22 protein-coding genes are annotated in these 21,862 nt (G+C 60.4%); 9 read left to right on the top strand and 13 right to left on the bottom strand.

Annotated features, from left to right (window positions below; translation table 11 throughout):
• Positions 1-109 precede the first annotated feature (109 nt).
• From ACVWSC_RS05005 to ACVWSC_RS04985, 5 genes are all read left to right on the top strand, one after another.
• A complete protein-coding gene (locus ACVWSC_RS05005) occupies positions 110-1,930 on the top strand; it encodes a penicillin-binding protein activator (RefSeq protein ID WP_442112319.1) in 1,821 nt (606 codons plus the stop codon).
• Complete coding sequence (locus ACVWSC_RS05000) at positions 1,930-2,301, top strand: YraN family protein (protein ID WP_442112318.1); 372 nt, start codon at positions 1,930-1,932, stop codon at positions 2,299-2,301. Before ACVWSC_RS05005 ends, ACVWSC_RS05000 begins: the two co-directional genes overlap by 1 nt.
• A gap of 135 nt (positions 2,302-2,436) precedes the next feature.
• Positions 2,437-3,030 carry a phosphoheptose isomerase gene (locus ACVWSC_RS04995; RefSeq protein WP_026001179.1) on the top strand — a complete coding sequence of 198 codons (594 nt, stop codon included), beginning with the start codon at positions 2,437-2,439 and terminating at the stop codon, positions 3,028-3,030.
• Positions 3,027-3,605, top strand: a complete 579-nt coding sequence (locus ACVWSC_RS04990) for a BON domain-containing protein (protein ID WP_442112317.1) — start codon at positions 3,027-3,029, stop codon at positions 3,603-3,605. Before ACVWSC_RS04995 ends, ACVWSC_RS04990 begins: the two co-directional genes overlap by 4 nt.
• An 80-nt stretch (positions 3,606-3,685) precedes the next feature.
• Positions 3,686-3,904, top strand: a complete 219-nt coding sequence (locus tag ACVWSC_RS04985; protein WP_442112316.1) for a YgdI/YgdR family lipoprotein — start codon at positions 3,686-3,688, stop codon at positions 3,902-3,904.
• 157 nt (positions 3,905-4,061) lie between these two features.
• On the opposite strand, the gene ACVWSC_RS04980 is transcribed toward ACVWSC_RS04985, so the two are convergent.
• The 7 genes from ACVWSC_RS04980 to rplM form a co-directional block, all read right to left on the bottom strand.
• A complete protein-coding gene (locus ACVWSC_RS04980; RefSeq protein WP_442112315.1) occupies positions 4,062-4,493 on the bottom strand; it encodes a ClpXP protease specificity-enhancing factor in 432 nt (143 codons plus the stop codon).
• 17 nt (positions 4,494-4,510) lie between these two features.
• Positions 4,511-5,128: a glutathione S-transferase N-terminal domain-containing protein gene (locus ACVWSC_RS04975; RefSeq protein ID WP_442112314.1), complete on the bottom strand. Its 618-nt coding sequence runs from the start codon at positions 5,126-5,128 to the stop codon at positions 4,511-4,513.
• 117 nt (positions 5,129-5,245) lie between these two features.
• Complete coding sequence (locus ACVWSC_RS04970) at positions 5,246-6,028, bottom strand: cytochrome c1 (RefSeq protein ID WP_442112313.1); 783 nt, start codon at positions 6,026-6,028, stop codon at positions 5,246-5,248.
• Positions 6,028-7,239: a cytochrome b gene (locus ACVWSC_RS04965; protein WP_133209523.1), complete on the bottom strand. Its 1,212-nt coding sequence runs from the start codon at positions 7,237-7,239 to the stop codon at positions 6,028-6,030. The genes ACVWSC_RS04970 and ACVWSC_RS04965 overlap by 1 nt, the downstream gene beginning before the upstream one ends.
• Positions 7,239-7,832, bottom strand: coding sequence for a ubiquinol-cytochrome c reductase iron-sulfur subunit (gene petA / locus ACVWSC_RS04960; RefSeq protein WP_133209521.1), 594 nt, complete (start codon positions 7,830-7,832; stop codon positions 7,239-7,241). Before petA ends, ACVWSC_RS04965 begins: the two co-directional genes overlap by 1 nt.
• Positions 7,833-8,095: 263 nt before the next feature.
• Entirely contained in the window at positions 8,096-8,488 is a 393-nt protein-coding gene (gene rpsI / locus ACVWSC_RS04955; RefSeq protein WP_036996798.1) for a 30S ribosomal protein S9, read from the bottom strand.
• Positions 8,489-8,502: 14 nt separating this feature from the next.
• Positions 8,503-8,931 carry a 50S ribosomal protein L13 gene (gene rplM, locus ACVWSC_RS04950; protein ID WP_038607182.1) on the bottom strand — a complete coding sequence of 143 codons (429 nt, stop codon included), beginning with the start codon at positions 8,929-8,931 and terminating at the stop codon, positions 8,503-8,505.
• A gap of 248 nt (positions 8,932-9,179) precedes the next feature.
• On the opposite strand from rplM, the gene ACVWSC_RS04945 reads away from it, so the two are divergent.
• Positions 9,180-10,220, top strand: a complete 1,041-nt coding sequence (locus ACVWSC_RS04945; protein WP_442112312.1) for an NADP(H)-dependent aldo-keto reductase — start codon at positions 9,180-9,182, stop codon at positions 10,218-10,220.
• Between the two features lie 181 nt (positions 10,221-10,401).
• A complete protein-coding gene (locus tag ACVWSC_RS04940; RefSeq protein WP_442114256.1) occupies positions 10,402-11,397 on the top strand; it encodes a GlxA family transcriptional regulator in 996 nt (331 codons plus the stop codon).
• A 60-nt stretch (positions 11,398-11,457) separates the two neighbouring features.
• On the opposite strand, the gene zapE is transcribed toward ACVWSC_RS04940, so the two are convergent.
• From zapE to ACVWSC_RS04925, 3 genes are all read right to left on the bottom strand, one after another.
• Positions 11,458-12,552 carry a cell division protein ZapE gene (gene zapE / locus ACVWSC_RS04935; RefSeq protein WP_442112311.1) on the bottom strand — a complete coding sequence of 365 codons (1,095 nt, stop codon included), beginning with the start codon at positions 12,550-12,552 and terminating at the stop codon, positions 11,458-11,460.
• 82 nt (positions 12,553-12,634) lie between these two features.
• Positions 12,635-13,984, bottom strand: a complete 1,350-nt coding sequence (locus ACVWSC_RS04930) for a tryptophan--tRNA ligase (protein WP_442112310.1) — start codon at positions 13,982-13,984, stop codon at positions 12,635-12,637.
• A 24-nt stretch (positions 13,985-14,008) separates the two neighbouring features.
• The gene (locus tag ACVWSC_RS04925) at positions 14,009-14,644 is read right to left on the bottom strand and encodes an alpha/beta hydrolase (protein WP_442112309.1); all 636 of its coding nucleotides are present in this window, start codon (positions 14,642-14,644) and stop codon (positions 14,009-14,011) included.
• A gap of 138 nt (positions 14,645-14,782) precedes the next feature.
• Here ACVWSC_RS04925 and ACVWSC_RS04920 point away from each other — a divergent pair, with 138 nt between their 5' ends.
• Positions 14,783-15,220 (top strand): Z-ring associated ZapG family protein, encoded by a 438-nt coding sequence (locus ACVWSC_RS04920; protein ID WP_442112308.1) that lies wholly within the window; start codon positions 14,783-14,785, stop codon positions 15,218-15,220.
• A gap of 130 nt (positions 15,221-15,350) precedes the next feature.
• Here the strand turns inward: ACVWSC_RS04920 and mdeB are convergent, their stop codons facing one another.
• Together mdeB and ACVWSC_RS04910 are read right to left on the bottom strand one after the other, a co-directional pair.
• Positions 15,351-18,026, bottom strand: coding sequence for an alpha-ketoglutarate dehydrogenase (gene mdeB / locus ACVWSC_RS04915; RefSeq protein WP_442112307.1), 2,676 nt, complete (start codon positions 18,024-18,026; stop codon positions 15,351-15,353).
• Positions 18,027-18,088: 62 nt separating this feature from the next.
• Positions 18,089-19,285, bottom strand: a complete 1,197-nt coding sequence (locus ACVWSC_RS04910; RefSeq protein ID WP_442112306.1) for a methionine gamma-lyase — start codon at positions 19,283-19,285, stop codon at positions 18,089-18,091.
• 127 nt (positions 19,286-19,412) lie between these two features.
• Here ACVWSC_RS04910 and ACVWSC_RS04905 point away from each other — a divergent pair, with 127 nt between their 5' ends.
• The gene (locus tag ACVWSC_RS04905) at positions 19,413-19,892 is read left to right on the top strand and encodes an Lrp/AsnC family transcriptional regulator (protein ID WP_442112305.1); all 480 of its coding nucleotides are present in this window, start codon (positions 19,413-19,415) and stop codon (positions 19,890-19,892) included.
• 65 nt (positions 19,893-19,957) lie between these two features.
• Here ACVWSC_RS04905 and cysN read toward each other — a convergent pair whose 3' ends face one another.
• Positions 19,958-21,859 (bottom strand): sulfate adenylyltransferase subunit CysN, encoded by a 1,902-nt coding sequence (gene cysN, locus ACVWSC_RS04900; protein ID WP_442112304.1) that lies wholly within the window; start codon positions 21,857-21,859, stop codon positions 19,958-19,960.
• Between the last annotated feature and the right edge of the window lie 3 nt (positions 21,860-21,862).

The following is a 21,862-nucleotide window of genomic DNA, read 5'->3' as shown; positions in this document are numbered from 1 at the left end:
AGACTGCTTTGCACCACCTATATTGAAGGATTAACACCAGCAACATCGCGCCCCGGCCAGTGCTTGGGTACAATTGCCCGTTAATTTGATCGAGTAACAGGACCTTTACATGATCGCTTGCCTGCGGCTGTTCACAGCCCTTTGCCTCGCCGCCTTGCTGGCAGCCTGCGCCAGCTCGCCCTCGTCGAGCCTCGGCGAACTGCCGCGCACCCCGGACGCCAGCATCGAGCAACTGCTTGAACAGGCCAACACCAGCAAGACCCCGGAAGACGCCGCGTTGCTGCGCCTGAGCGCCGCCGACCTGGCGTATCAGCAAAAGGACAATGTGCGCTCAGCGCGAATCCTCGAGCAGGTACCGGTCGATCAGCTCAAGCCGGCCCAACAGATCTTCGCCAGCACGCTGAGCGCTGAACTGGCCATGAGCCGCAATCAACCCAAAGCCGCCCTGACCGCCCTGAGCCATCCAAGCCTGGCGCGCCTGGGTGAGCTGCCCGAAGATCAGCAACGACGCACCCGCAGCGTCCTGGCCAACGTACAAGAGGCCAATGGCCAGACCCTGGCCGCCGCCCAGACCCGCGTAGACCTGGCACCGCTGCTGACCGGCAACGCCGCCAGCGCCAACCAGGACGCCATCTGGAACCTGGTCGCCGCCCTGCCTGCCGAACAACTGCAAAGCGCCAGCGCCGGCAGCGAGCCACTGGCCGGCTGGGCCAGCCTGGCCCTGGCGGTAAAAAGCGCCGGCACCCTGGAGCAGCAGCAAGCCGCCATTGATACCTGGCGCAGCCAACACCCTGAGCATCCTGCTGCACTGCAATTGCCGTTGCCGCTGGTCAAGCTCAAGGAAATGGCCAGCCAACCGCTGACCAAGATTGCCCTGCTGCTGCCACAGGAAGGCCAACTGGCCGGTGTTGCCCGCGCCCTGCGCGATGGCTTCATGGCCGCGCACTTCCAGGCCCAGCAAGCCGGACAGAAACCACCGGCCATCGAAGTATTCGACAGCTCACGCCTGACGTCCCTGGATGACTTCTACCGCCAGGCCCAGGCCGCTGGCGCCCAGCTGGTCGTCGGCCCGCTGGAAAAACCACTGGTCAAGCAGCTTGCCGCTCGCCCGCAACTGCCCATCACCACCCTGGCCCTGAACTACAGCGACGCTGGCCAGAAAGGCCCGGCGCAACTGTTCCAGTTCGGTCTCGCCGCCGAAGACGAAGCCCGCGAAGTGTCGCGCCGCGCCCACGCCGATGGCATGGTCCGCGCCGTTGCCCTGGTTCCGCGTGGCGAATGGGGCGATCGCGTGCTCAAGGCCTTCCGCCAGGATTGGGAAGCCCGCGGCGGCACCCTGCTCGCCGCTGAACATATCGACCAGCCCGTAGCACTGGCCCAGCAGATCGCCGACCTGTTCCAGCTGCGCCAAAGCGAAGGCCGCGCCAAGAGCCTGCAAGACGCCGTAGGCGGCAGCGTCTCGGCCCAGCCATCGCGCCGCCAGGACATCGACTTCATCTTCCTCGCCGCCACACCGCAGCAAGGCCAGCAGATCAAGCCGACCCTGAACTTCCAGTACGCGGGTGACGTTCCGGTCTACGCCACCTCGCACCTGTACAGCGCCAGCGGTGACGTCAACCAGTACAACGACATGAACGGCATTCGCTTCTGCGAAACCCCGTGGCTGCTTGACACCACCAACAACCTGCGCCAGCAGGTCGTCAGCCAGTGGCCACAAGCCGCTGGCAGCCTCGGCCGCCTGTATGCCATGGGTATCGATGCCTACAGCCTGGCGCCACGCCTGGGGCAGCTCAAGGCTCTGCCAGACAACCGCATCGAAGGCTTCTCCGGCAGCCTGAGCATGAACCCTAACCAGCGTATCGAGCGCCAGCTGCCTTGGGCAGAGTTCTCTGGCGGGCAAATCAAGCGTCTGCCTGATACCCCGCGCTGATGCCCGACAGTTCGCGCCAGCACGCCGGCCAGGCCGCCGAACGGCACGCCCTTGAGTACCTTCAAGGGCAAGGCCTGAACCTGCTGGCGCAGAACTGGCGATGCAAAGGTGGTGAGCTTGATCTGGTCATGCTCGACAGCGATACAGTAGTATTCGTCGAAGTTCGCTATCGGTTGCATGCGAACTTTGGCGGTGCGCTCGGCAGTATCGACGGGCGCAAGCAGAACAGACTGGTGCTCGCCGCCGAATCTTTTCTGCACAAGGAAACACGCTGGGCCACCCACCCCTGCCGTTTCGATGTAATCGCCGTGCAAGGCAGAGGCCACTCGGGCCAAGCGCTCCAATGGCTGAAAAACGCTTTTGAATGCTGAGCCCGCCCAGACCCTGCACGTTTACCCCTATAACCTTTTTTGCTCTTTGCTTCGCGGGCTGCACAGTCATGTGCCGGGACCTTTTCTGTACACTCCCGACACGCCCGGCCAGCCGCCCTACTTAAGGTCTCACTGATGGACATGCAATCCCGAATTCGCCAGCTTTTTCAGGCCAGCATCAACACCAAGCAACAGGCGATGGAAGTCCTTGCACCCCACATCGAGCAAGCCAGTCAGGTCATGGTCAATGCGCTGCTCAACGAGGGCAAAATGCTTGCCTGCGGCAACGGCGGCTCGGCCGGCGACGCCCAGCACTTCTCCTCCGAACTGCTCAACCGCTTTGAGCGCGAGCGCCCAAGCTTGCCAGCCATCGCCCTGACCACCGACAGTTCGACCATTACCTCGATTGCCAACGACTACAGCTACAACGAAATTTTTTCCAAGCAGATCCGCGCCCTGGGCCAGCCCGGTGACGTGCTACTGGCAATTTCGACCAGCGGTAACTCGGCAAACATCATTCAAGCGATCCAGGCCGCACATGATCGCGAAATGATTGTCGTAGCTTTGACCGGACGCGACGGCGGCGGCATGGCTTCGCTGCTGCTGCCAGAAGACGTCGAGATTCGCGTACCGGCCAACGTCACCGCACGTATCCAGGAAGTCCACCTGCTGGCGATCCACTGCCTTTGCGATCTGATCGACAGCCAATTGTTCGGGAGTGAAGAATGACCCCTAAGCACATCGGCCTGATGGCCCTGACCCTGTGCCTGAGCCTGACCGGCTGCAGCTCGGTCCTTACCGCCACCCGCGACACGCCGATTGAAGATGACCGGGGCACCCGCACCTTCGGCAGCAAAATCGATGACTCGCTGATCGAAACCAAGGTTTCGGTCAACGTTGCCAAGGCCAGCCCTGACCTGGACAAGAACTCGCACATCGTTGTCAGCAGCTTCAATGGCATCGTCCTGCTCGCCGGACAAACCCCACGCGCCGACCTGAAAAGCCTGGCCGAACAAGCCGCAGGCCAGGTTCAGCGAGTGAAGAAGGTGCACAACGAGCTGCAGGTACTGCCGCCCTCCTCGATCCTGGCGCGCAACAACGACGCCTGGCTGACCACCAAGATCAAGACCCAGATGCTCACCGATGCCAACATCCCCGGCTCGCGGATCAAGGTGATCACCGAGAACGGCATCGTCTACATGCTCGGCCTGCTGACCCAACAGGAAGCGGCCCGCGCCACCAGCCTGGTGCAGGGCGTGTCGGGCGTACAGAAGATCGTCAAGCTGTTCGAGTACATTGATTAATCCACCCTTCGCGGGGCAAGCCCACTCCCACCTGTAGGAGCGGGCTTGCCCCGCGATCATTCATAGCCAAGGAAGTACCCATGAAAAACGGCCTGTTGTCGACCCTTCTGATCGGCGCTTTCGCCACCCTGGCCGGCTGCTCCACCCCCAGCCTGATTACCCTCAACGACGGCCGCGAGTTCCAGGCAATCGACGCACCTCACTACGAGCGCAGCTCCGGCTTCTACGAGTTCGAACAACTCGATGGCAAAGTAACCCGCGTCAACAAAGACCAGGTTCGCACCATCACCGACCTGTAATCAGGCCGGACAAAAAAAAGGCGATCCAGATGGATCGCCTTTTTTTATCCTGTGGGAGCGGGCTTGCCCCCGATTATGGTGCGACGGTCAGACCGCAATCGCGGGGCAAGTCGGGTCGCCGCACCGCCGCTCCCACCGGTGGTGCAAGACAGTTGGGTTACTTCACAACCTTCAGGCTAGGACGCCCGCTTGGACGCGGCGGCTGCCCACCCGCTGGCGGACCATCATCGTCCGGCTCAACGCCCTCGTCTTCTTCGTACTCATCGTCTTCCAGCAGCGGCGGCTCAAGCTCAAAGACCATGCCCTGACCGTTTTCCCGGGCATAAATACCAAGAATCGCTCCGGCTGGCACAAACAGGGTATGAGCAACGCCACCAAAGCGACCCTCAAAGCTCACCGCGTCGTTATCCATGTGCAGATGACGCACTGCACTGGGCGAGATATTCAGGACAATCTGACCATCACTGGCAAAGCCCTGAGGCACCTGTACCGCCGGGTACTCGGCATTGACCAGTATGTGGGGGGTGCAGTCGTTATCGACGATCCACTCATAGAGTGCACGTACCAAATAGGGGCGACTGGAGTTCATCGACAGCTCCTTAAAACCTAGCGCATTTCACGTTCAGCAGCGGACAGGCTTGCCTGGAAAGCTTCGCGGGCAAACTGTCGCTCCATGTAATCGAGCAACGGCTTGGCCGGCCGCGGCAGTTCAATTCCCAACACCGGCAGACGCCAGAGTATGGGCAGTAGACAACAATCGACCAGACTTTGCTCCTCACTGAGGAAACAAGGCTTGTCAGCAAACAGCGGTGACACCCCGGTCAGGCTTTCGCGCAGCTCTTTGCGCGCCTGAGCACGGGCGGCGTCCTTGGTCCGCGGGTCGAGAATCAGATCAACCAGCGCACACCAGTCGCGCTGGATACGGTGCATCAGCAAGCGACTGTTGGCCCGTGCCACCGGATAGACCGGCAACAATGGCGGGTGCGGATAACGCTCGTCGAGGTATTCCATCACCACCGTCGACTCATACAACGCCAGATCGCGATCGACCAGGGTCGGTACGCCACCATAGGGGTTCACTTCGACCAGTTTGGGCGGCAGACGACCAGGATCGACATTGATGATCTCGCAGCTGACACCCTTCTCGGCGAGAACGATGCGCACCCGATGAGAATAATGGTCAGCGGGGTCGGAGTAGCAGGCTAACCGGTTGGTCACGCCCATAGTGGTCCTCCTCGCAGATGAAATTATAGAAGCTACAAATGCAAACGCGCCCTGCGGGCACCTCCGATATCCGGAGGCACCCCAGGGCGCGTTCAACTACCAGAAACTACTGCGTGATCAGTGCACGTCCTTCCAGTATTCGCGCTTGAGCAAGTAGGCGAATATGAAGAAGAAGGCCAGGTACAGCAGCACGTAGGTGCCGATGCGCTGACTTTCCAGTTTGACCGGGTTGGCCGAGTAGGCCAGGAAGGTCACCAGGTTCTTGACCTTCTCGTCGAACTGCTCTTCGGTCAGGGTACCGGATTTCGGCTCCACGGTCAGCTGGTCGCACGCTTCATGGGTCAACGGCGAACCGGTCAGCGGGTCGAATTGCTTCTTGCCATCGACAACCGTCTGAATCTGCTTGCACCCGATAACCTGGTTACCTTGCAGGCCAACCAGCACGTTAGGCATACCGACGTTCGGGAAAACCTTGTTGTTCACCCCGTACGGACGCGACTTGTCTTCATAGAAGCTGCGCAGGTAGGTGTACAGCCAGTCGGTACCACGAACACGCGCAACCAGGGTCAGGTCTGGCGGTGCCGCACCGAACCAGGTTTTGGCGTCTTGCGGCTGCATGCCGATCTTCATGTGGTCGCCAATTTTGGCGCCGGTGAATACCAGCTTCTCGAGCATCAGCTCGTGAGGAATACCCAGGTCATCGGCAACCCGCTCGTAACGCTGGAACTTGGCGCTGTGGCAGCCCATGCAATAGTTGGCGAAGGTGCGCGCCCCATCTTGCATGGCAGCCTTGTCGGCGAGGTCGATATCGACCTTGTCGAGGACCGGACCGTGCTCGGAGGCGGCAAAGCTCAGTGTTGGCATCAATGCCAGGATCATTACTGCAAATAGCTTTTTCATCAGCCAGTCACCCTTTCCGGAACCGGTTTGGTCTTCTCAAGCCTGGTGTAGAACGGCATCAGAATGAAGTAGGCGAAATACAGGAAGGTGCATACCTGCGACAGCAATGTACGGCCCGGGGTTGGCGCCAGTACGCCCAGCACACCCAGGATCACGAACGAAATGCAGAACACCAGCAGCCAGATCTTGCTCATCCAGCCTTTGTAGCGCATCGACTTGACCGGACTGCGGTCGAGCCACGGCAGGACGAACAGCACGGCAATCGCAGCGCCCATGGCGATGACACCCAGGAGCTTGTCGGGAACGGCCCGCAGGATCGCGTAGAACGGCGTGAAGTACCAGACCGGTGCAATGTGCTCAGGAGTCTTGAAGGCGTTAGCCTGCTCGAAGTTCGGTTTTTCCAGGAAGTAACCACCCATTTCCGGGAAGAAGAACACCACTGCGCAGAACACGAAGAGGAACACGACGACGCCGACGATGTCCTTAACGGTGTAGTACGGGTGGAAGGCAATGCCATCGAGCGGCACACCGTTTTCGTCTTTAAGCTTCTTGATGTCGACGCCATCAGGGTTGTTCGAACCCACTTCGTGCAGCGCCAGGATGTGCAGCACCACCAGACCGAGAATCACGATCGGCAGGGCCACAACGTGCAGGGCGAAGAAGCGGTTCAGGGTGATGCCGGAAATCAGGTAGTCACCACGGATCCACTGGGTCAGGTCATCGCCGATTACCGGAATCGCACCGAACAGCGAGATGATCACCTGGGCACCCCAGTAGGACATCTGGCCCCACGGCAGCAGGTAACCCATGAAGGCTTCCGCCATCAGCGCCAGGTAGATCAGCATGCCGAACACCCAGACCAGTTCGCGAGGCTTCTGGTACGAGCCGTACAGCAGGCCGCGGAACATGTGCAGGTAAACGACAATGAAGAACGCCGAGGCGCCGGTGGAGTGCAGGTAGCGCAGAATCCAGCCGTATTCGACGTCACGCATGATGTATTCGACCGAGGCGAATGCCTCTTCGGCCGACGGCGTGAAGCTCATGGTCAGCCAGACGCCGGTGACGATCTGGTTAACCAGCACCAGCAGTGCCAGGGAGCCGAAAAAGTAGAAGAAGTTGAAGTTCTTCGGTGCGTAATACTTGCTGAGGTGGTCTTCCCACATCTTGGTCGCGGGGAAGCGGGCGTCAACCCAATCCATGAACTTACTCATCACGCGTTCTCCTGATCGACGCCAACGACAATGATGTCGTCCGACTCATAAGAGTGCGGCGGCACTGGCAGATTGAGCGGCGCCGGCTGGGCCTTGTAGACGCGACCCGCCAGGTCGTAGTGGGAGCCGTGGCATGGGCAGAAGTAACCGCCGACCCACTTGGGACCCAGGTCGACCGGGGCGACTTCAGGACGGAAGGTTGGCGAGCAGCCCAGGTGGGTGCACAAACCGACCAGTACCAGGATTTCCGGCTTGATCGCACGGTTTTCCGGGTTGACGTACGTCGGTTGAACCGATGCCTTGGATTCAGGGTCGGAGAGGTCACCGGTGATCTTCTTGAGGTTGCCAAGAATCTCTTCGGTGCGACGGACGATGAAGACCGGCTGGCCACGCCATTCAGCAATCATCTGCTGACCTGGCTCCACCTTGGCAATATTGACCTTCACCGGTGCACCTGCGGCTTTCGCCTTGGCACTGGGGAACCATGACCCCACGAACGGGACCGCAGCCCCCACCGCTCCTGCAGCACCCACCACGGATGTGGCTGCTACGAGGAAGCGACGCCGGCCTGCATTGACGCCGTCATTGCTCATTCAGTCCTCTCCCATCAGCTTTATGGCCTGTTACAACAGGCATCTACTAAGTAATTTCTGAACTGCTAAAAATTTGCCGCATGGTAATGAAAAGACCCTTCTCTGACAAGGTGATTAGCCCGCGACCAAGCCGCAATCCCTTGTAGCTCTTGACTTGCGTCTATGCGGCAAGTTGTCACAGTAAAGACCAACATACTTATTCAAGACATAAAAAAAGCCCGGTTCCACCAGGAACCGGGCTTTTTTTGAACGCCGAAGCGAAATTAACGCTTGGAGTACTGAGGACGCTTACGCGCTTTACGCAGACCCACTTTCTTACGCTCAACTTCACGAGCGTCACGGGTAACGTAACCAGCACGACGCAGAGCGCCACGCAGAGTCTCGTCGTAGTCCATCAGTGCACGGGTGATACCGTGACGGATTGCACCGGCCTGGCCGCTGACACCACCACCGATAACGGTGACGTAGATGTCGAACTTTTCGGTGGTCTCGGTCAGTTCCAGCGGCTGGCGAACTACCATGCGCGCGGTTTCACGACCGAAGAACACGTCCAGAGAACGGTTGTTGATGGAGATGTTACCGGTACCTGGACGCAGGAAAACGCGAGCGGTTGCGGTCTTGCGACGGCCAGTGCCGTAATTTTGAGTCGCCGACATAATGAACTATTCCGTTAAATCTTCAGTTCTTGGGGCTGCTGAGCAGTATGAGGGTGAGTAGCGCCCGCATAGACTTTCAGCTTACGGTACATGTCGCGACCCAGTGGGTTCTTAGGCAGCATGCCTTTAACCGCGGTCTCGATCACGCGCTCAGGGGCCTTGGCGATCAACTTCTCGAAGTTGATTTCCTTGATACCGCCCGGGAAGCCGGAGTGGGAGTAGTACATCTTGTCCGAAGTTTTGGCACCAGTCACACGGATCTGCTCGGCGTTGATGACGACGATGTAGTCGCCGGTGTCAACGTGAGGAGTGTACTCTGGCTTGTGCTTGCCACGCAGACGGCTAGCGATTTCGGTAGCCAGACGACCCAGGGTCTGACCAGCGGCGTCAACTACGAACCAGTCGCGCTTTACTGTTTCCGGTTTAGCAGTAAAAGTTTTCATTCTTTATAGCCTCAGGGGCCGCCCAGCGAAAATAAGACGGCAGATCTTACTGGATAGTGCGTACCTTGACAATACAAGGACACAGCCGCACACGGACGCTATCGGGGGCTCGGGTCAGCGCGTCCAATATTCGGCAGGGTTCTTCTATGTGGGGGGCATCACTCCCACACACGGAGAGGGGCCGAATTATCCAGATTGCGAAAAAAAATTCAACCTGCTTTTATGCTTCTTTTGCCAGGGAGACGCCGATGGACTACCGCCAGCTGGGCCGTACCGACCTCAATGTCAGCGCACTGTGCCTGGGCACCATGACCTGGGGCGAGCAGAATGAAGAGGCTGAGGCCTTCAGCCAGATCGCCCGCGCCAAAGCCGCAGGCATCAATTTTATCGACACCGCCGAGATGTACCCGGTGCCGCCCCGCCCGGAAACCTATGCCGCGACCGAGCGCATCATCGGCAACTGGTTCAAACGCAGCGGTGATCGTGCCGACTGGATCCTGGCCAGCAAGGTAGCCGGCCCTGGCAATGGCATCAACCACATCCGCGATGGCCAGCTCAAGCACAACCGCCAGCACATCGTTGCCGCCCTCGACGCCAGCCTCAAACGCCTGCAGACCGACTGGATCGACCTCTACCAACTGCACTGGCCTGAGCGCAGCACCAACTTCTTCGGCAAGCTCGGCTACCAGCACCTGCCAAACGACCACTTCACCCCGCTGGAAGAAACCCTGGAAGTACTCGACGAACAGGTGAAAGCGGGCAAGATCCGCCATATCGGCCTGTCCAACGAAACCCCGTGGGGCACCATGAAGTTCCTGCAACTGGCCGAGAGCCGTGGCTGGAGCCGCGCAGTCTCGATCCAGAACCCATACAACCTGCTCAACCGCAGTTTCGAAGTGGGCCTGGCGGAAATCGCTATCCGCGAACAATGCGGGCTGCTGGCCTACTCACCCCTGGCGTTCGGCATGCTCTCGGGCAAATACGAGAACGGCGCGCGGCCAGCGAAGGGCCGCCTAACCTTGTTCAGCCGCTTCTCGCGCTACTCCAACCCGCAGACCGTCGCGGCCTGCAGCCGCTACGTGCAACTGGCGCGCGAGCACGGCCTGGACCCGGCGCAAATGGCCCTGGCTTTTGTCACCCGGCAGCCCTTCGTGACCAGCAACATCATCGGCGCGACCAGCCTGGAGCAACTGGACAGCAACCTGGCGAGCTTCAGCCTCAAGCTGTCTGACGAGCTGCTGGCGGGCATCGAGGCCATTCATCAGGATCAGCCCAACCCCGCGCCTTAACAATCGGTGGGAGCGGGCTTGCCCCGCGATCTGGGCGTGTCAGTCACATTGCCTCGCGGGGCAAGCCCGCTCCCACCGCTGAGTGAGTTGCCGCCAACAACCCAGGGTAGACACAACAGCCAAAAAATAAGACGATCCAGCCGGTGATTGACCACTCTCCCCTATAAGAACAACGAAAATGATGTTTACCCAACCCTCTGCGTCCTTGCGGCGCGTCAGCATACTGGCCATCGATAACGTCTTTGCCTTCACAGTGACGCAGGCCAAGGACTTCTTCCACCTCGCCAGCCTGCGCTATGCCAAGCAGCTGGGCGTGGGGTTAAAGCCGATATTCGAGACTCGCCTGGTCAGCCCCGACGGGCAGCCTGTGCGCAGTTTCAGCGACGTCGTGCTGCCGGTGGACAGCGGCCTGGAAGACGCCGATGTGATCATCCTGCCGGCCTTCTGGGACGATTTCGACGCGCTCTGCCAGCGCTACCCTCAAGTACTGCCCTGGCTGCGCGAACAACACGCGCGCGGCGCGGTGCTCTGTGGCGAGGCCAGTGGCGTGTTCTGGCTGGCCGAATCGGGCTTGCTCGACGGCAAGGAAGCAACGACCTACTGGCGCTTCTTCAACCAGTTCAGCGAACGCTTCCCCAAGGTCATCCTGAACCAGGACAAGCACCTGACCGACGCCAATAACCTCTACTGCGCCGGCGGTACCACCTCAGCCTGCGACCTGTACATTTACCTGATCGAACGTTTCTGCGGCGCCAATGTGGCCCAGGCGGTTGCCCGTGACATCCTCTACGAAGTCCAGCGCAACTACACCCCGGGACGCATGGGCTTTGGCGGCCAGAAACTGCACCAGGACCTGATCATCCTGCAAATCCAGCAGTGGCTCGAAGAACACTTTGCCGACAAGTTCCGCTTCGAAGACGTCGCCCGCAATCACGGCATGAGCATCCGCAACTTCATGCGTCGCTTCCAGACCGCGACGGGCGACAAACCCCTGCACTATCTGCAGCGGCTGCGGATCGAAACGGCCAAGGGCTTGTTGTCAGGCACGCGCAAGAGCATCAAGACCATCAGCTATGAAGTGGGCTATGACGATGCCAGCTTCTTTGCGCGGCTGTTCAGGCAGCACACCGAGCTGTCGCCGAATCAGTATCGGCAGCAGTTCATGCAGGAGGCTTGAGGAATTTATCGCGGGGCAAGCCCGCTCCCACCGGTGGGAGCGGGCTTGCCCCGCGATGAATCAGGGCTTGTGCGCCCGCGCGAGGAATTCGTGGGACTGCATTTCCAGCAAGCGGCTGAGGGTACGCTGGAATTCGAAGGTCAGGCGACCGCCGGTGTACAGGTCTTTGAGTTCAACTTCAGCCGAGATGATCAGCTTGACGTTACGGTCATAGAATTCGTCGACCATGTTGATGAAACGCCGCGCGATGTCATCAGTGGCCACACCCATCTGCTCAACGTCGCTGAGCAACACTGCATGGAAGATCTTGCCCAACTCGATGTAGTCGTTCTGGCTGCGCGGGCCATCGCACAGTTCGCGGAAATCGAACCAGGCGACATCATCACAGGTACGCAGGGCACGGATTTCACGGTTCTCGACGATCAGCACGTCGTTTTCGACCGCCTGGGTGCACTCCGGAGTCAGGGCGCGGAAGCTTTTGCGCAGGCTTTCGTGTGCGGCCTCGTCCAGCGGGAAGTGGAACAACTCGGCTTGTTCCAGATGGCGCAGGCGGTAGTCAACGCCGCTGTCGACGTTAACGATATCAGTGTTCTGTTTGATCAGGGCGATCGCTGGCAGGAAGCGGGCGCGCTGCAAACCGTCTTTGTACAAACCATCAGGCACGATGTTCGAGGTCGCCACCAGGGTTACGCCGTTCTTGAACAGCTCTTCCATCAGGGTGCCAAGGATCATCGCGTCGGTGATGTCGGAAACGAAGAATTCGTCGAAGCAGATCACCCGTGCTTCATCGGAAAAACGCTTGGCGATGACCGTCAGGGGGTTCTTTTCACCCTTGAGGGTCTTCATTTCGTCGTGCACCCGCTTCATGAAGCGGTGGAAGTGCGTGCGCATTTTCTGCTTGAACGGCAGCGCTTCGAAGAAAGTATCGACCAGGTAGGTCTTGCCGCGGCCTACCCCACCCCAGAAGTACAAGCCCTTGACCGGCGCCTGATCCTTCTTGCCGAACAACTTGCCGAATACCCCGGGCTTGTTGTTCTGCGCCGCGATCAGATCGTCGTACAGGCGCTGCAGATGACGCACCGCTGTTTCCTGCGCCGCGTCATGGAAGAATTCGGGACGTTTCAGATCTGCTTGATATCGTTCTAGGGGCGTCATAATTCGTTAGCAAGGTAACAAAAGCGGGCCGTCACTGTAGCGACGGCCCCGGATAATGGCAATCAGACTTGCGTCTGGCCGTTTAGTCCTGCTGTGGTTGCAAGGCTGCGCGCAGGCTGTCGATGGCGTTGTCACGTGCCGCTTCATCGGCCAGCTGCGGCCCCTCGGCAACACATTCACCTTCCAGCCACAGGCTGAAACCCAGGCCTTCGGTACGTACGTCCAGCTCACCGCCCTGCTGCAACTGCTTGCTCACCGCACCGGCAGTCTTGCCATCGGCAAAGTTGCGCGACAGCAGCAACTGTTCGCCATCGGCCGCCAGCAGACGGAAACGGAAGCTGCCGTCGTCTTCGCGGAAGCTGACAAAACGCGCGGCCTTGGCAGCCTTCTTCTTGACCTGGGCAGCACCCTGATCGATGGCACGGAACGAACGCAGGCCGACCGCTTCACGCAGTTGCTCAAGGAACGGCGTGGCCACTTTGCGAGCTTTTGCAGCGCCCGCCAGCAAGATGTCTTCCAGATCGCCCGGACGGCTGATCAGTTGGTGGTAGCGCTCGCGCGGCTCGCTCAGTTGACCGTCGAGCAGTTGGAACAGGCGCTGCTTGGCCTCGCCCCAACCCAGGCCCTGCAGCAGTTCGCTACGGAACTCCTCGGCTTGTGCCGTAGTGGCAAAGGCCTGGAACAGGGTGAACAGGTGCGAATTGTCCGGGTCTTTGGCTTCACCAGGGGCACGCGAGTCGGTGACGATGCGCGAGATCGCGTCTTTCATGTCCTTGGCGCTGGTGAACAACGGGATAGTGTTGTCATAGCTCTTGGACATTTTGCGGCCATCAAGGCCCGGCAGGGTCGCCACGCTTTCTTCGATCAACGCTTCCGGCATGGCAAAGAATTCCTTGCCCTGGCCGAACAGATGGTTGAAGCGCTGGCCGATGTCACGGGCCATTTCCACGTGCTGGATCTGGTCGCGACCGACCGGCACCTTGTTGGCGTTGAACATCAGGATGTCGGCAGCCATCAGCACCGGATAGCTGTACAGGCCCATGCTGACGCCGGCATCCGGGTCTTCGCCGTTCTCCAGGTTCTTGTCCACCGAGGCCTTGTAGGCATGCGCACGGTTGAGCAGGCCCTTGGCGGCGACGCAGGTCAGCAACCAGGTCAGTTCAGGAATTTCCGGGATGTCGGACTGGCGATAAAAGGTTACCCGTTCCGGGTCCAGGCCACCGGCCAGCCAGGTCGCGGCGATTTCCAGACGCGAGCGCTGGATGCGCTGCGGGTCATCGCATTTGATCAGGGCGTGGTAGTCGGCCAGGAAGTAGAACGAGTCGACGCCTGGCTCACGGCTGGCGAGGATCGCCGGGCGAATGGCACCGGCGTAGTTGCCCAGGTGAGGCGTGCCCGTGGTGGTGATACCGGTAAGGATGCGCGTAGTCATGGGTAATCGCTTATCAGACTTCAATCAATTCGAAAGGCGTGGCAGCACCAGCGCTTTGAGGTCGGTGAGCTTGCCGTGGAAAAAGTGTCCGCATTCTGCCACTTTCAGCAGCTCATGGGGGCGTGTGAGTGCGTCAGACCAGGCGTAGACGAGCTGTGGATCGATCACTTCGTCGGTTTCCGGCTGGATAACGCTCAGGGCGCAGTTCAATGGCAGGGCATCGTGATCCTGCAAACGCATCACCGCCGGCGCCACCATGAACAGCTGCTTGAGCGGCTGGCCCGCAGCCTCCAGGCGCCCGCCCAAGCTTCCCGCAACAAAGCCACCGAAGGAAAAGCCCATCAGGGTCAGCGGCAAATCCGGATATTTAGCGAGCAGCCAGGCCGCCACTGCCTGGGCATCGTCTACCTCGCCGCTGCCCATGTCATGGCTGCCAGCACTGGCGCCAACGCCACGGTAGTTGAATCGCAAGGTAATGTAACCGGCATCACGAGCGGTGCGCTGCAGCATCGACACCACTTTATTGGTCATGGTCCCCCCCTGCACCGGGTTGGGGTGGCACAGCAGCACCAGGCCACGCGGCTCGGCAACATCGAGGTACAAGGCTTCCAATTGGCCGACCGGGCCATCGATCATTACTGGGGTTTCGCGGATAAGCAAAGGTAAACTCCGTGACCTCGGAAAGGGTCGACTCGTCTAGCTGAATGATTCTGTCTGAGATATTTGCGATCGTTCGCGGTATACAGCGCAGGTCCGAGCCGTTAACGTAAAGCAAAGCCGTTTATAGAGGAAGGACTCGTGGAACTCTCGCTCTTAGTTTGGTTGTTGCCGACCCTGGCCCTCGTCGTGGGCGTTGTCGTTGGTTTCCTGGTCGCCCGCTTGCTGCCCAATGCCGCGCCGAGCAGCACTCAGCGTCAGCTGGATGATATCCAGGAACGCTTCGACAGCTACCAGAACGAGGTGGTTACTCACTTCAACAGTACGGCTGCGCTGGTCAAGAAGCTGACCCAAAGTTACCAGGAAGTTCAGGACCACCTGGCCGATGGCGCCAACCGCCTGGCCCTGGACGAACTGACCCGCCAGCGCCTGCTGGCCTCGCTGCACTCGGAAGCCACCCAGGCTCCGCGTGACCGCCTGACCCCACCCAAGGATGCCGAAGTACCGCGTGACTACGCGCCGAAAGCGCCGAACGCACCGGGCATGCTGGATGAGCACTACGGGCTCAAGCGTAACTGACAAAAAGCCCCGCCAATCGGCGGGGCTTTTTATTGCAAGGCTGTCTTAAACTTTGTGGGAGCGGGCTTGCCCCGCGATTGCGGTTTGCCAGCCAAATCGCTTCGCGGGGCAAGCCCGCTCCTACCTGCGGTTAGCTGTACCAAGGGGCAGTCGTTGCGCTGTGACCATAACGCGCCAACGCCTGATCCAGCACCCAACGCTCCATTGCCCCTTGCTGCACCAGGCTGTGCAAACTGGCCAACACAATACTGAAGCGATCAACCTCGAAGAAGCGTCGCAGCTGCTGACGGGTGTCACTGCGGCCAAACCCATCAGTGCCCAAGGTGACATAGGGCGCCCGCACATACTCGGCAATCAACTGTGGCCAGGCACGCACATAGTCGCTGGCGGCGATCACCGGATCACTGCCGCCCAGACAGCGCTGCACATGACTGATTGCCCCGGTATCCGGACCCAGGCGATCAGCGCGCTGGATATCCCGCGCCTCACGTGCCAGTTCGCTGAAGCTGGTGACGCTGAACACTTCACTGTCGATCTGCCATTCGCTCGCCAACAGTTCACTGGCAGCAATGACTTCACGCAAAATCGCGCCAGAACCCAACAAACGCACGCGCCCTCTGGCAGCTGCAACGCGTTGTTCAACGTAACGGTACATGCCGCGCAAAACCTCTTGATGCACCTGCGCAGGCAGGGAGGGTTGTGGATAGTTTTCGTTCATTACCGCCACGTAATGAAACTCGTCGCACTGCTCGCTGAGCATGCGCCTTGCCGCGTGTTCCAGAATCACCGCTAGCTCGCCCGCGAAGCACGGATCCCAGGCCCGGCAGTTGGGCACCATTGCGGCCATCACCAGGCTCGAGCCGTCCTGATGCTGCAGCCCTTCTCCACCGAGGGTAGTACGGCCTGCCGTTGCGCCCAGCAGCAAGCCGCGGGCACGTTGGTCTGCGGCAGCCCAGATCAGGTCGCCAACGCGCTGGAAGCCGAACATCGAGTAGTAGATGTACACCGGCAACATCGGCTCGCCGTGCACCGCATAGGAGGTGGCCGCAGCCACCCACGACGAAATAGCCCCGGCTTCGGTAATACCCTCCTCCAGCAACTGACCGTCACGGGCTTCCTTGTAGGACAGCAGAGAACCGGCATCCTCGGGCTCATAGCACTGCCCCTGCGGCGAATAGATGCCGATCTGCCGGAACAGGCTGGCCATGCCGAAGGTGCGTGCCTCATCGGCTACGATTGGCACCACGCGCGGCCCCAGCTCCGGAGCCTTGAGCCAGGCGCTAAGCATGCGCACCGCGGCCATGGTGGTCGACATCTCCTTGCCGTCAGCCTGCAAGGCAAAGCCCCCCATCACCTCCAGCGCCGGTACCGGCACCGGGCGTACCTCGCTGCGCCTGGCGGGCAACGGGCCGCCGAGCGCCGCGCGCCGTTCACGCAAGTACCGCAGTTCGGCGCTGTCTTCGGCCGGGCGATAGAACTGCAACTGTTCCACCTGAGCATCACTGAGCGGCAGGTGGAAGCGGTCACGGAAGGCCAGCAAGGCCTCGACATCCAGCTTCTTGGCCTGGTGCGCGGTCATCCGCGACTCACCCGCAGCGCTCATGCCGTAACCTTTCTTGGTCTTGGCCAGAATCACGCTGGGGCGACCCTTGCAGGCCTTGGCCGCGGCAAACGCGGCGTACAGCTTGCGAAAGTCGTGGCCACCACGCTTGAGCGCGTTGATCTCGGCGGAGCTCATGTGCTCAACCAGCTTCTGCAGCGCCGGGTGCTGATTGAAAAAATGCTCAAGGTTGTAGGCACCATCCTTGGCGCCGAGGTTCTGGAACTGGCCATCCGGGGTCGCCGCCAACTGACGTAGCAGCACATGCTCATGATCCCGGGCGAACAGTGCGTCCCACTCCGAACCCCAGAGCACCTTGATCACGTTCCAGCCTGCGCCGCTGAACAGGGCTTCGAGCTCCTGAATGATCTGGCCGTTACCCCGTACCGGGCCGTCCAGACGCTGCAGGTTGCAGTTGACCACAAAGGTGAGGTTATCCAGTTGCTCCCGTGCTGCCAGGGTCAGGCCGGCAATCGACTCAGGCTCATCCATCTCGCCATCGCCAAACACACCCCAGACATGGCGCCCGTCGGTGTCCAGCAACTGGCGGTGCTTCAGATAGCGCATGAACCGCGCCTGATAGATCGCATTGAGCGGGCCAATGCCCATGGAGCCGGTCGGAAACTGCCAGAAGTCGGGCATCAGCCAAGGGTGTGGATAAGAGCACAGGCCATTACCCGCGACTTCCTGGCGGTAACTGGCCAGTTGCGCTTCACTCAGGCGCCCCTCAAGGAATGCCCGGGCATAAATGCCAGGTGCCGAATGCGGCTGGAAAAACACCAGATCGGCATTGCGCTGCCCGGCAGCGGACTCACCGCGAAAAAAGTGCTGGAAACCGACTTCGAAAATTTCCGCAGCCGAGGCGTAACTGGCGATATGCCCACCCAGGTCACCATAGGCATGATTGGCGCGTACCACCATGGCCAGGGCGTTCCAGCGCAACAGGCTGGTGATCCGTTCTTCAAGCTCCAGGTCCCCCGGATAGGCGCCCTGCTGCTCCACCGCAATGGTATTGCGGTACGCCGAGTAGGCCGGCGCGCCACGCTCCAGGCCCAGTTCACGGGCATGCGCTTGGAGCTGTTCGAGGAGGAATCGCGCGCGTTCAGGGCCACAGTGCTGCAGGGTCGAATCGAGCGCATCCAGCCACTCAGCCGTTTCGCCCGGGTCGCTGTCGGCCTGTGGATCATCACCCAGGCCACGCGGCATACCATCACCTGACACAAGGCTCATCATTGCCACCATTGCATTGGACCTCATCCGTGACGGGTTCAGGCACAGGCCTTCAGGGCCTGCTCGATATCAGCCAACAGATCCTCAATATCCTCAAGCCCGACCGACAAGCGCACCAGCCCTTCAGAGATGCCGTACTGGGCACGCTCTTCGGGGGTGTAGCTGGAATGGGTCATGCTCGCCGGATGCTGGGCCAGCGACTCGGCATCACCGAGACTGACGGCGCGGCTGAACAATTGCAGGGCGTTCATGAAGCGGCGCCCGGCGCTGATCCCGCCTTTAAGCTCAAAGGCGATCATGCCACCAGGCAAGCGCATCTGCTGCCGGGCCAGTTGGTATTGAGGGAAACCGGGCAGGCCGGGGTAGTTGATCAGCTCCACCGCCGGGTGTTGCTGCAGATATTCAGCGATGGTTTGGGCGTTGCTGCAGTGACGCTCCATGCGCAAGGTCAGGGTCTTCATGCCACGCATGAGCAAAGCAGCATCCTGTGGAGACATCACCGCGCCGGTCATGTCCTTCAGGCCTTCGAGGCGAATCCGGTCAACCAGTGCCTTGCGTCCGATCACCAGGCCCGCAGTGATATCGCCATGCCCGCTGAGGTACTTGGTCGCCGAATGCACAACCAGGTCAGCGCCCAGTTCCAGCGGCCGCTGCAGGTAGGGCGTGCAGTAGGTGTTATCGACCACCACCGTGATGCCCCGGCTGCGGGCAATAGTCGCCACCGCCGCAATATCGGCCATCTGCATGTTCGGGTTGGCCGGTGTTTCGAAGTAGATCACCTTGGTTTGCCCGCTGATCGCCGCCTCAAGTGCCTGCAGGTCGGTCATGTCGACATGGCGAACCTTGACCCCGAACTCACCGATGCCGTGGTGCAGAAAGGCGAAGGTGCAACCGTACAAAGTGCGCCCGACCAACACCTCATCACCCGGCCGCAGCAAGGTCCACAGCGTCGCGGTAATCGCGCCCATGCCCGAGGCCAGGGCCAACCCGGCCTCCCCGCCTTCAAGCGAGGCCATGCGCTGTTCCAGCAAGGCCAGGGTGGGGTTGGAAATTCGCGTGTAGAAATGCCCGCCCTGCTCGCCGGCAAAGCAGGCAGCTCCGTATTCAACCGTGGGAAATGCGAAGGTGGCGGTCTGGTAGACCGGAGGGACCAGCGAACCTTGATTCGCCAGTGGGTCGTAGCCGTGGTGAATGGCACGGGTCGCGAAACCTGAATCCTTGGTGGAGCCGCTCATGACAACAGCCTCTTGTGGTTTGTTATAAGCTTATGCCACTGAGGTGCTGATTTTTTTCCAAATATAACCACCGCTCAGCGTGGTTATTAACAAAAAACCTATGAATTCAGGCCACGGAGGGCAAAACATGCCTGCCACCCTCGACCGTACCGACCGCGCCTTGCTCGCCGCCCTGCAAGACAATGCACGACTGACTATTTCCGAACTGGCCGACAACGTCGCCCTGACCACCTCGCCGTGCTGGCGACGGGTCAAACTCCTGGAAGACAGCGGCTATATCACCGGTTACCAGGCGATTCTCTCGCCCAAGGCGCTGGGCTTTGGCGTCACGGCGTTTGTCAGCATCATGATGGACTCGCACTCCAAGGAGATGGCGCGGGCCTTCGAGCAGCGCTTGATGGAGATTCCAGAGATCGTTGCCTGTCACAACATCTCCGGGCGCTATGACTTCCTGCTGGAAATCCTGGCGCGGGATCTTGAGTCGTTTGGCGAGTTCGCCCGCGAGGTGTTGCAGACGTTGCCGGGGGTGAAGGAGATTTACTCGAGTTTCTCGTTCAAGGCGGTGAAGGAGAAACGGGTGATTCCGGTGTCAGAGAAGCATATCTGAACGCATCGCGGGGCAAGCCCGCTCCTACCGGTAGGAGCGGACTTGCCCCGCGATGATGCCGCTATTTAGATTGCGCCACGCTGACGCAGCAGCTCCAGCACCAGCTTGACGCCCTCTTCCAGGCTGACGTTCTGGGTGTCGACCACCAGGTCGGCATCCAGCGGCACGTCGTACGGGAAGCTTTCGCCCGGGATGTTGTCGCCACCGGCTGCGTACAGACCCTGCGGGTCGCGCTCACGGCAGGCCATTGGCGAAGCCTGGACGTAAACGGTAAGCAAGCGTTCTTTGCCGATCAGTGCCTTGGCCTGTTCACGACCTTCAGCATCCGGAGCAACGAAAGCCGCCAGGGTCAGCAAGCCCGCTTCGTTGAACTGACGCGCAACATGCGCAGCACGACGCCAGTTCTCGGTACGCCCGGCACGGTCCTGTGGCAGACCTTTGTTCAGGTCATGACGCAGGTTCTGGCCATCGAGCACATACACCGCACGGCCCATGTCGAACAGCTTGCGCTCCACGGCATACGCCAGGGTGCTCTTACCGGCGCCCGACAGGCCGCTGAACAGAACAGTGGCAGGTTGCTGGCCGAAACGCAGGGCGCGCTCTTCGGTAGCCACATGTGCCAGCTTGCCGTGCTGACCGACAGTGCCGTGTGGCACGACCGGAGGCGCGATGATCATGCCCGCGCCCACGGTACCGTTGGTCAAACGGTCGATGACAATGAAGGCGCCGGTGGTGCGGTTGCTGTCATAGCCGTCCAGCGCGATCGGCGCGTCGAGGCTGACCTTGACCTTGCCGATTTCATTGAGCTGCAACGCGCTGGCTGCACCCTGCTCCAGGGTATTCACATCGACCTTGTGGGCGATGCTGGCAATCGAGCCCGGCACATAGCTGGTGGCGCGCTTGATGTCGTATTTCTTGCCCGGCAGCATCGGCTCTTCAGCCATCCACACGAGCATGGCATCGAACTGATCGGTCACCGGTGGCACGTTGTCGGCATGCACCAACAGGTCGCCACGGGAGATGTCGATCTCGTCTTCCATGGTCAAGGTCACGGCCTGGCCCGGGCCGGCGTTCTCCAGTTCACCTTCGAAGGTGACGATGGATTTGACCCGGCTGCTCTTGCCCGACGGCAGCACGACGATTTCATCGCCCTTGTGCACCACGCCGCTGGCCAGGGTACCGGCAAAGCCACGGAAGTTCAGGTTCGGGCGGTTCACGTACTGCACCGGGAAGCGCAGGTCGGTGAAGTTGCGATCGGCCGCCACTTCCACGGTTTCGAGAATTTCCATCAAGGCCGGGCCGGTGTACCACGGCGAACGCTCGCTGCGGTTGACCACGTTGTCACCCTTGAGCGCCGACATCGGCACGAAGTGCAGGCTGCTCGGGTTCATGTTGATGGCTTCGGCAAACTGCAGGTAGTCGGCCTTGATGCTGTCGAACACGCCTTGGTCGAAGCCCTTGAGGTCCATCTTGTTCACCGCCACGACGATGTGCTTGATGCCCAGCAAGGACGCGATGTAGCTGTGACGGCGGGTTTGCGTCTGCACGCCGTAACGGGCATCGACAAGGATGATCGCCAGGTCACAGGTGGAAGCACCGGTGGCCATGTTGCGGGTGTACTGCTCGTGGCCCGGGGTGTCGGCAATGATGAACTTGCGCTTGGCGGTGGAGAAATAGCGGTAGGCGACATCGATGGTGATGCCCTGCTCACGCTCGGCCTGCAGGCCGTCGACCAGCAACGCCAGGTCGATATCGTCACCGGTGGTGCCGACTTTCTTCGAATCGCGGGTGATCGCTTCCAGATGGTCTTCGTAGATCATCTTCGAGTCGTGCAGCAGGCGCCCGATCAGGGTGCTCTTACCGTCATCGACGTTACCGCAGGTCAAAAAGCGCAGCAGTTCTTTACGTTCGTGCTGGGCCAGGTAGGCGAGGATATCCTCGCTGATCAATTCGGATTGGTGCGACATGGT

The sequence above is a fragment of the Pseudomonas sp. NUPR-002 genome (genome assembly GCF_056322725.1).
This window is presented reverse-complemented; position numbering and strand designations above follow the sequence as displayed.

Bases quoted from the DNA above. Each gene is read 5' to 3' on its own strand.
- ACVWSC_RS05005 (WP_442112319.1), top strand. From the start codon at position 110: ATGATCGCTTGCCTGCGGCTGTTCACAGCCCTTTGCCTCGCCGCCTTG.
- ACVWSC_RS05000 (WP_442112318.1), top strand. From the start codon at position 1,930: ATGCCCGACAGTTCGCGCCAGCACGCCGGCCAGGCCGCCGAACGGCAC.
- ACVWSC_RS04995 (WP_026001179.1), top strand. From the start codon at position 2,437: ATGGACATGCAATCCCGAATTCGCCAGCTTTTTCAGGCCAGCATCAAC.
- ACVWSC_RS04990 (WP_442112317.1), top strand. From the start codon at position 3,027: ATGACCCCTAAGCACATCGGCCTGATGGCCCTGACCCTGTGCCTGAGC.
- ACVWSC_RS04985 (WP_442112316.1), top strand. From the start codon at position 3,686: ATGAAAAACGGCCTGTTGTCGACCCTTCTGATCGGCGCTTTCGCCACC.
- ACVWSC_RS04980 (WP_442112315.1), bottom strand. From the start codon at position 4,493: ATGAACTCCAGTCGCCCCTATTTGGTACGTGCACTCTATGAGTGGATC.
- ACVWSC_RS04975 (WP_442112314.1), bottom strand. From the start codon at position 5,128: ATGGGCGTGACCAACCGGTTAGCCTGCTACTCCGACCCCGCTGACCAT.
- ACVWSC_RS04970 (WP_442112313.1), bottom strand. From the start codon at position 6,028: ATGAAAAAGCTATTTGCAGTAATGATCCTGGCATTGATGCCAACACTG.
- ACVWSC_RS04965 (WP_133209523.1), bottom strand. From the start codon at position 7,239: ATGAGTAAGTTCATGGATTGGGTTGACGCCCGCTTCCCCGCGACCAAG.
- petA (WP_133209521.1), bottom strand. From the start codon at position 7,832: ATGAGCAATGACGGCGTCAATGCAGGCCGGCGTCGCTTCCTCGTAGCA.
- rpsI (WP_036996798.1), bottom strand. From the start codon at position 8,488: ATGTCGGCGACTCAAAATTACGGCACTGGCCGTCGCAAGACCGCAACC.
- rplM (WP_038607182.1), bottom strand. From the start codon at position 8,931: ATGAAAACTTTTACTGCTAAACCGGAAACAGTAAAGCGCGACTGGTTC.
- ACVWSC_RS04945 (WP_442112312.1), top strand. From the start codon at position 9,180: ATGGACTACCGCCAGCTGGGCCGTACCGACCTCAATGTCAGCGCACTG.
- ACVWSC_RS04940 (WP_442114256.1), top strand. From the start codon at position 10,402: ATGTTTACCCAACCCTCTGCGTCCTTGCGGCGCGTCAGCATACTGGCC.
- zapE (WP_442112311.1), bottom strand. From the start codon at position 12,552: ATGACGCCCCTAGAACGATATCAAGCAGATCTGAAACGTCCCGAATTC.
- ACVWSC_RS04930 (WP_442112310.1), bottom strand. From the start codon at position 13,984: ATGACTACGCGCATCCTTACCGGTATCACCACCACGGGCACGCCTCAC.
- mdeB (WP_442112307.1), bottom strand. From the start codon at position 18,026: ATGCCGCGTGGCCTGGGTGATGATCCACAGGCCGACAGCGACCCGGGC.
- ACVWSC_RS04910 (WP_442112306.1), bottom strand. From the start codon at position 19,285: ATGAGCGGCTCCACCAAGGATTCAGGTTTCGCGACCCGTGCCATTCAC.
- ACVWSC_RS04905 (WP_442112305.1), top strand. From the start codon at position 19,413: ATGCCTGCCACCCTCGACCGTACCGACCGCGCCTTGCTCGCCGCCCTG.
- cysN (WP_442112304.1), bottom strand. From the start codon at position 21,859: ATGTCGCACCAATCCGAATTGATCAGCGAGGATATCCTCGCCTACCTG.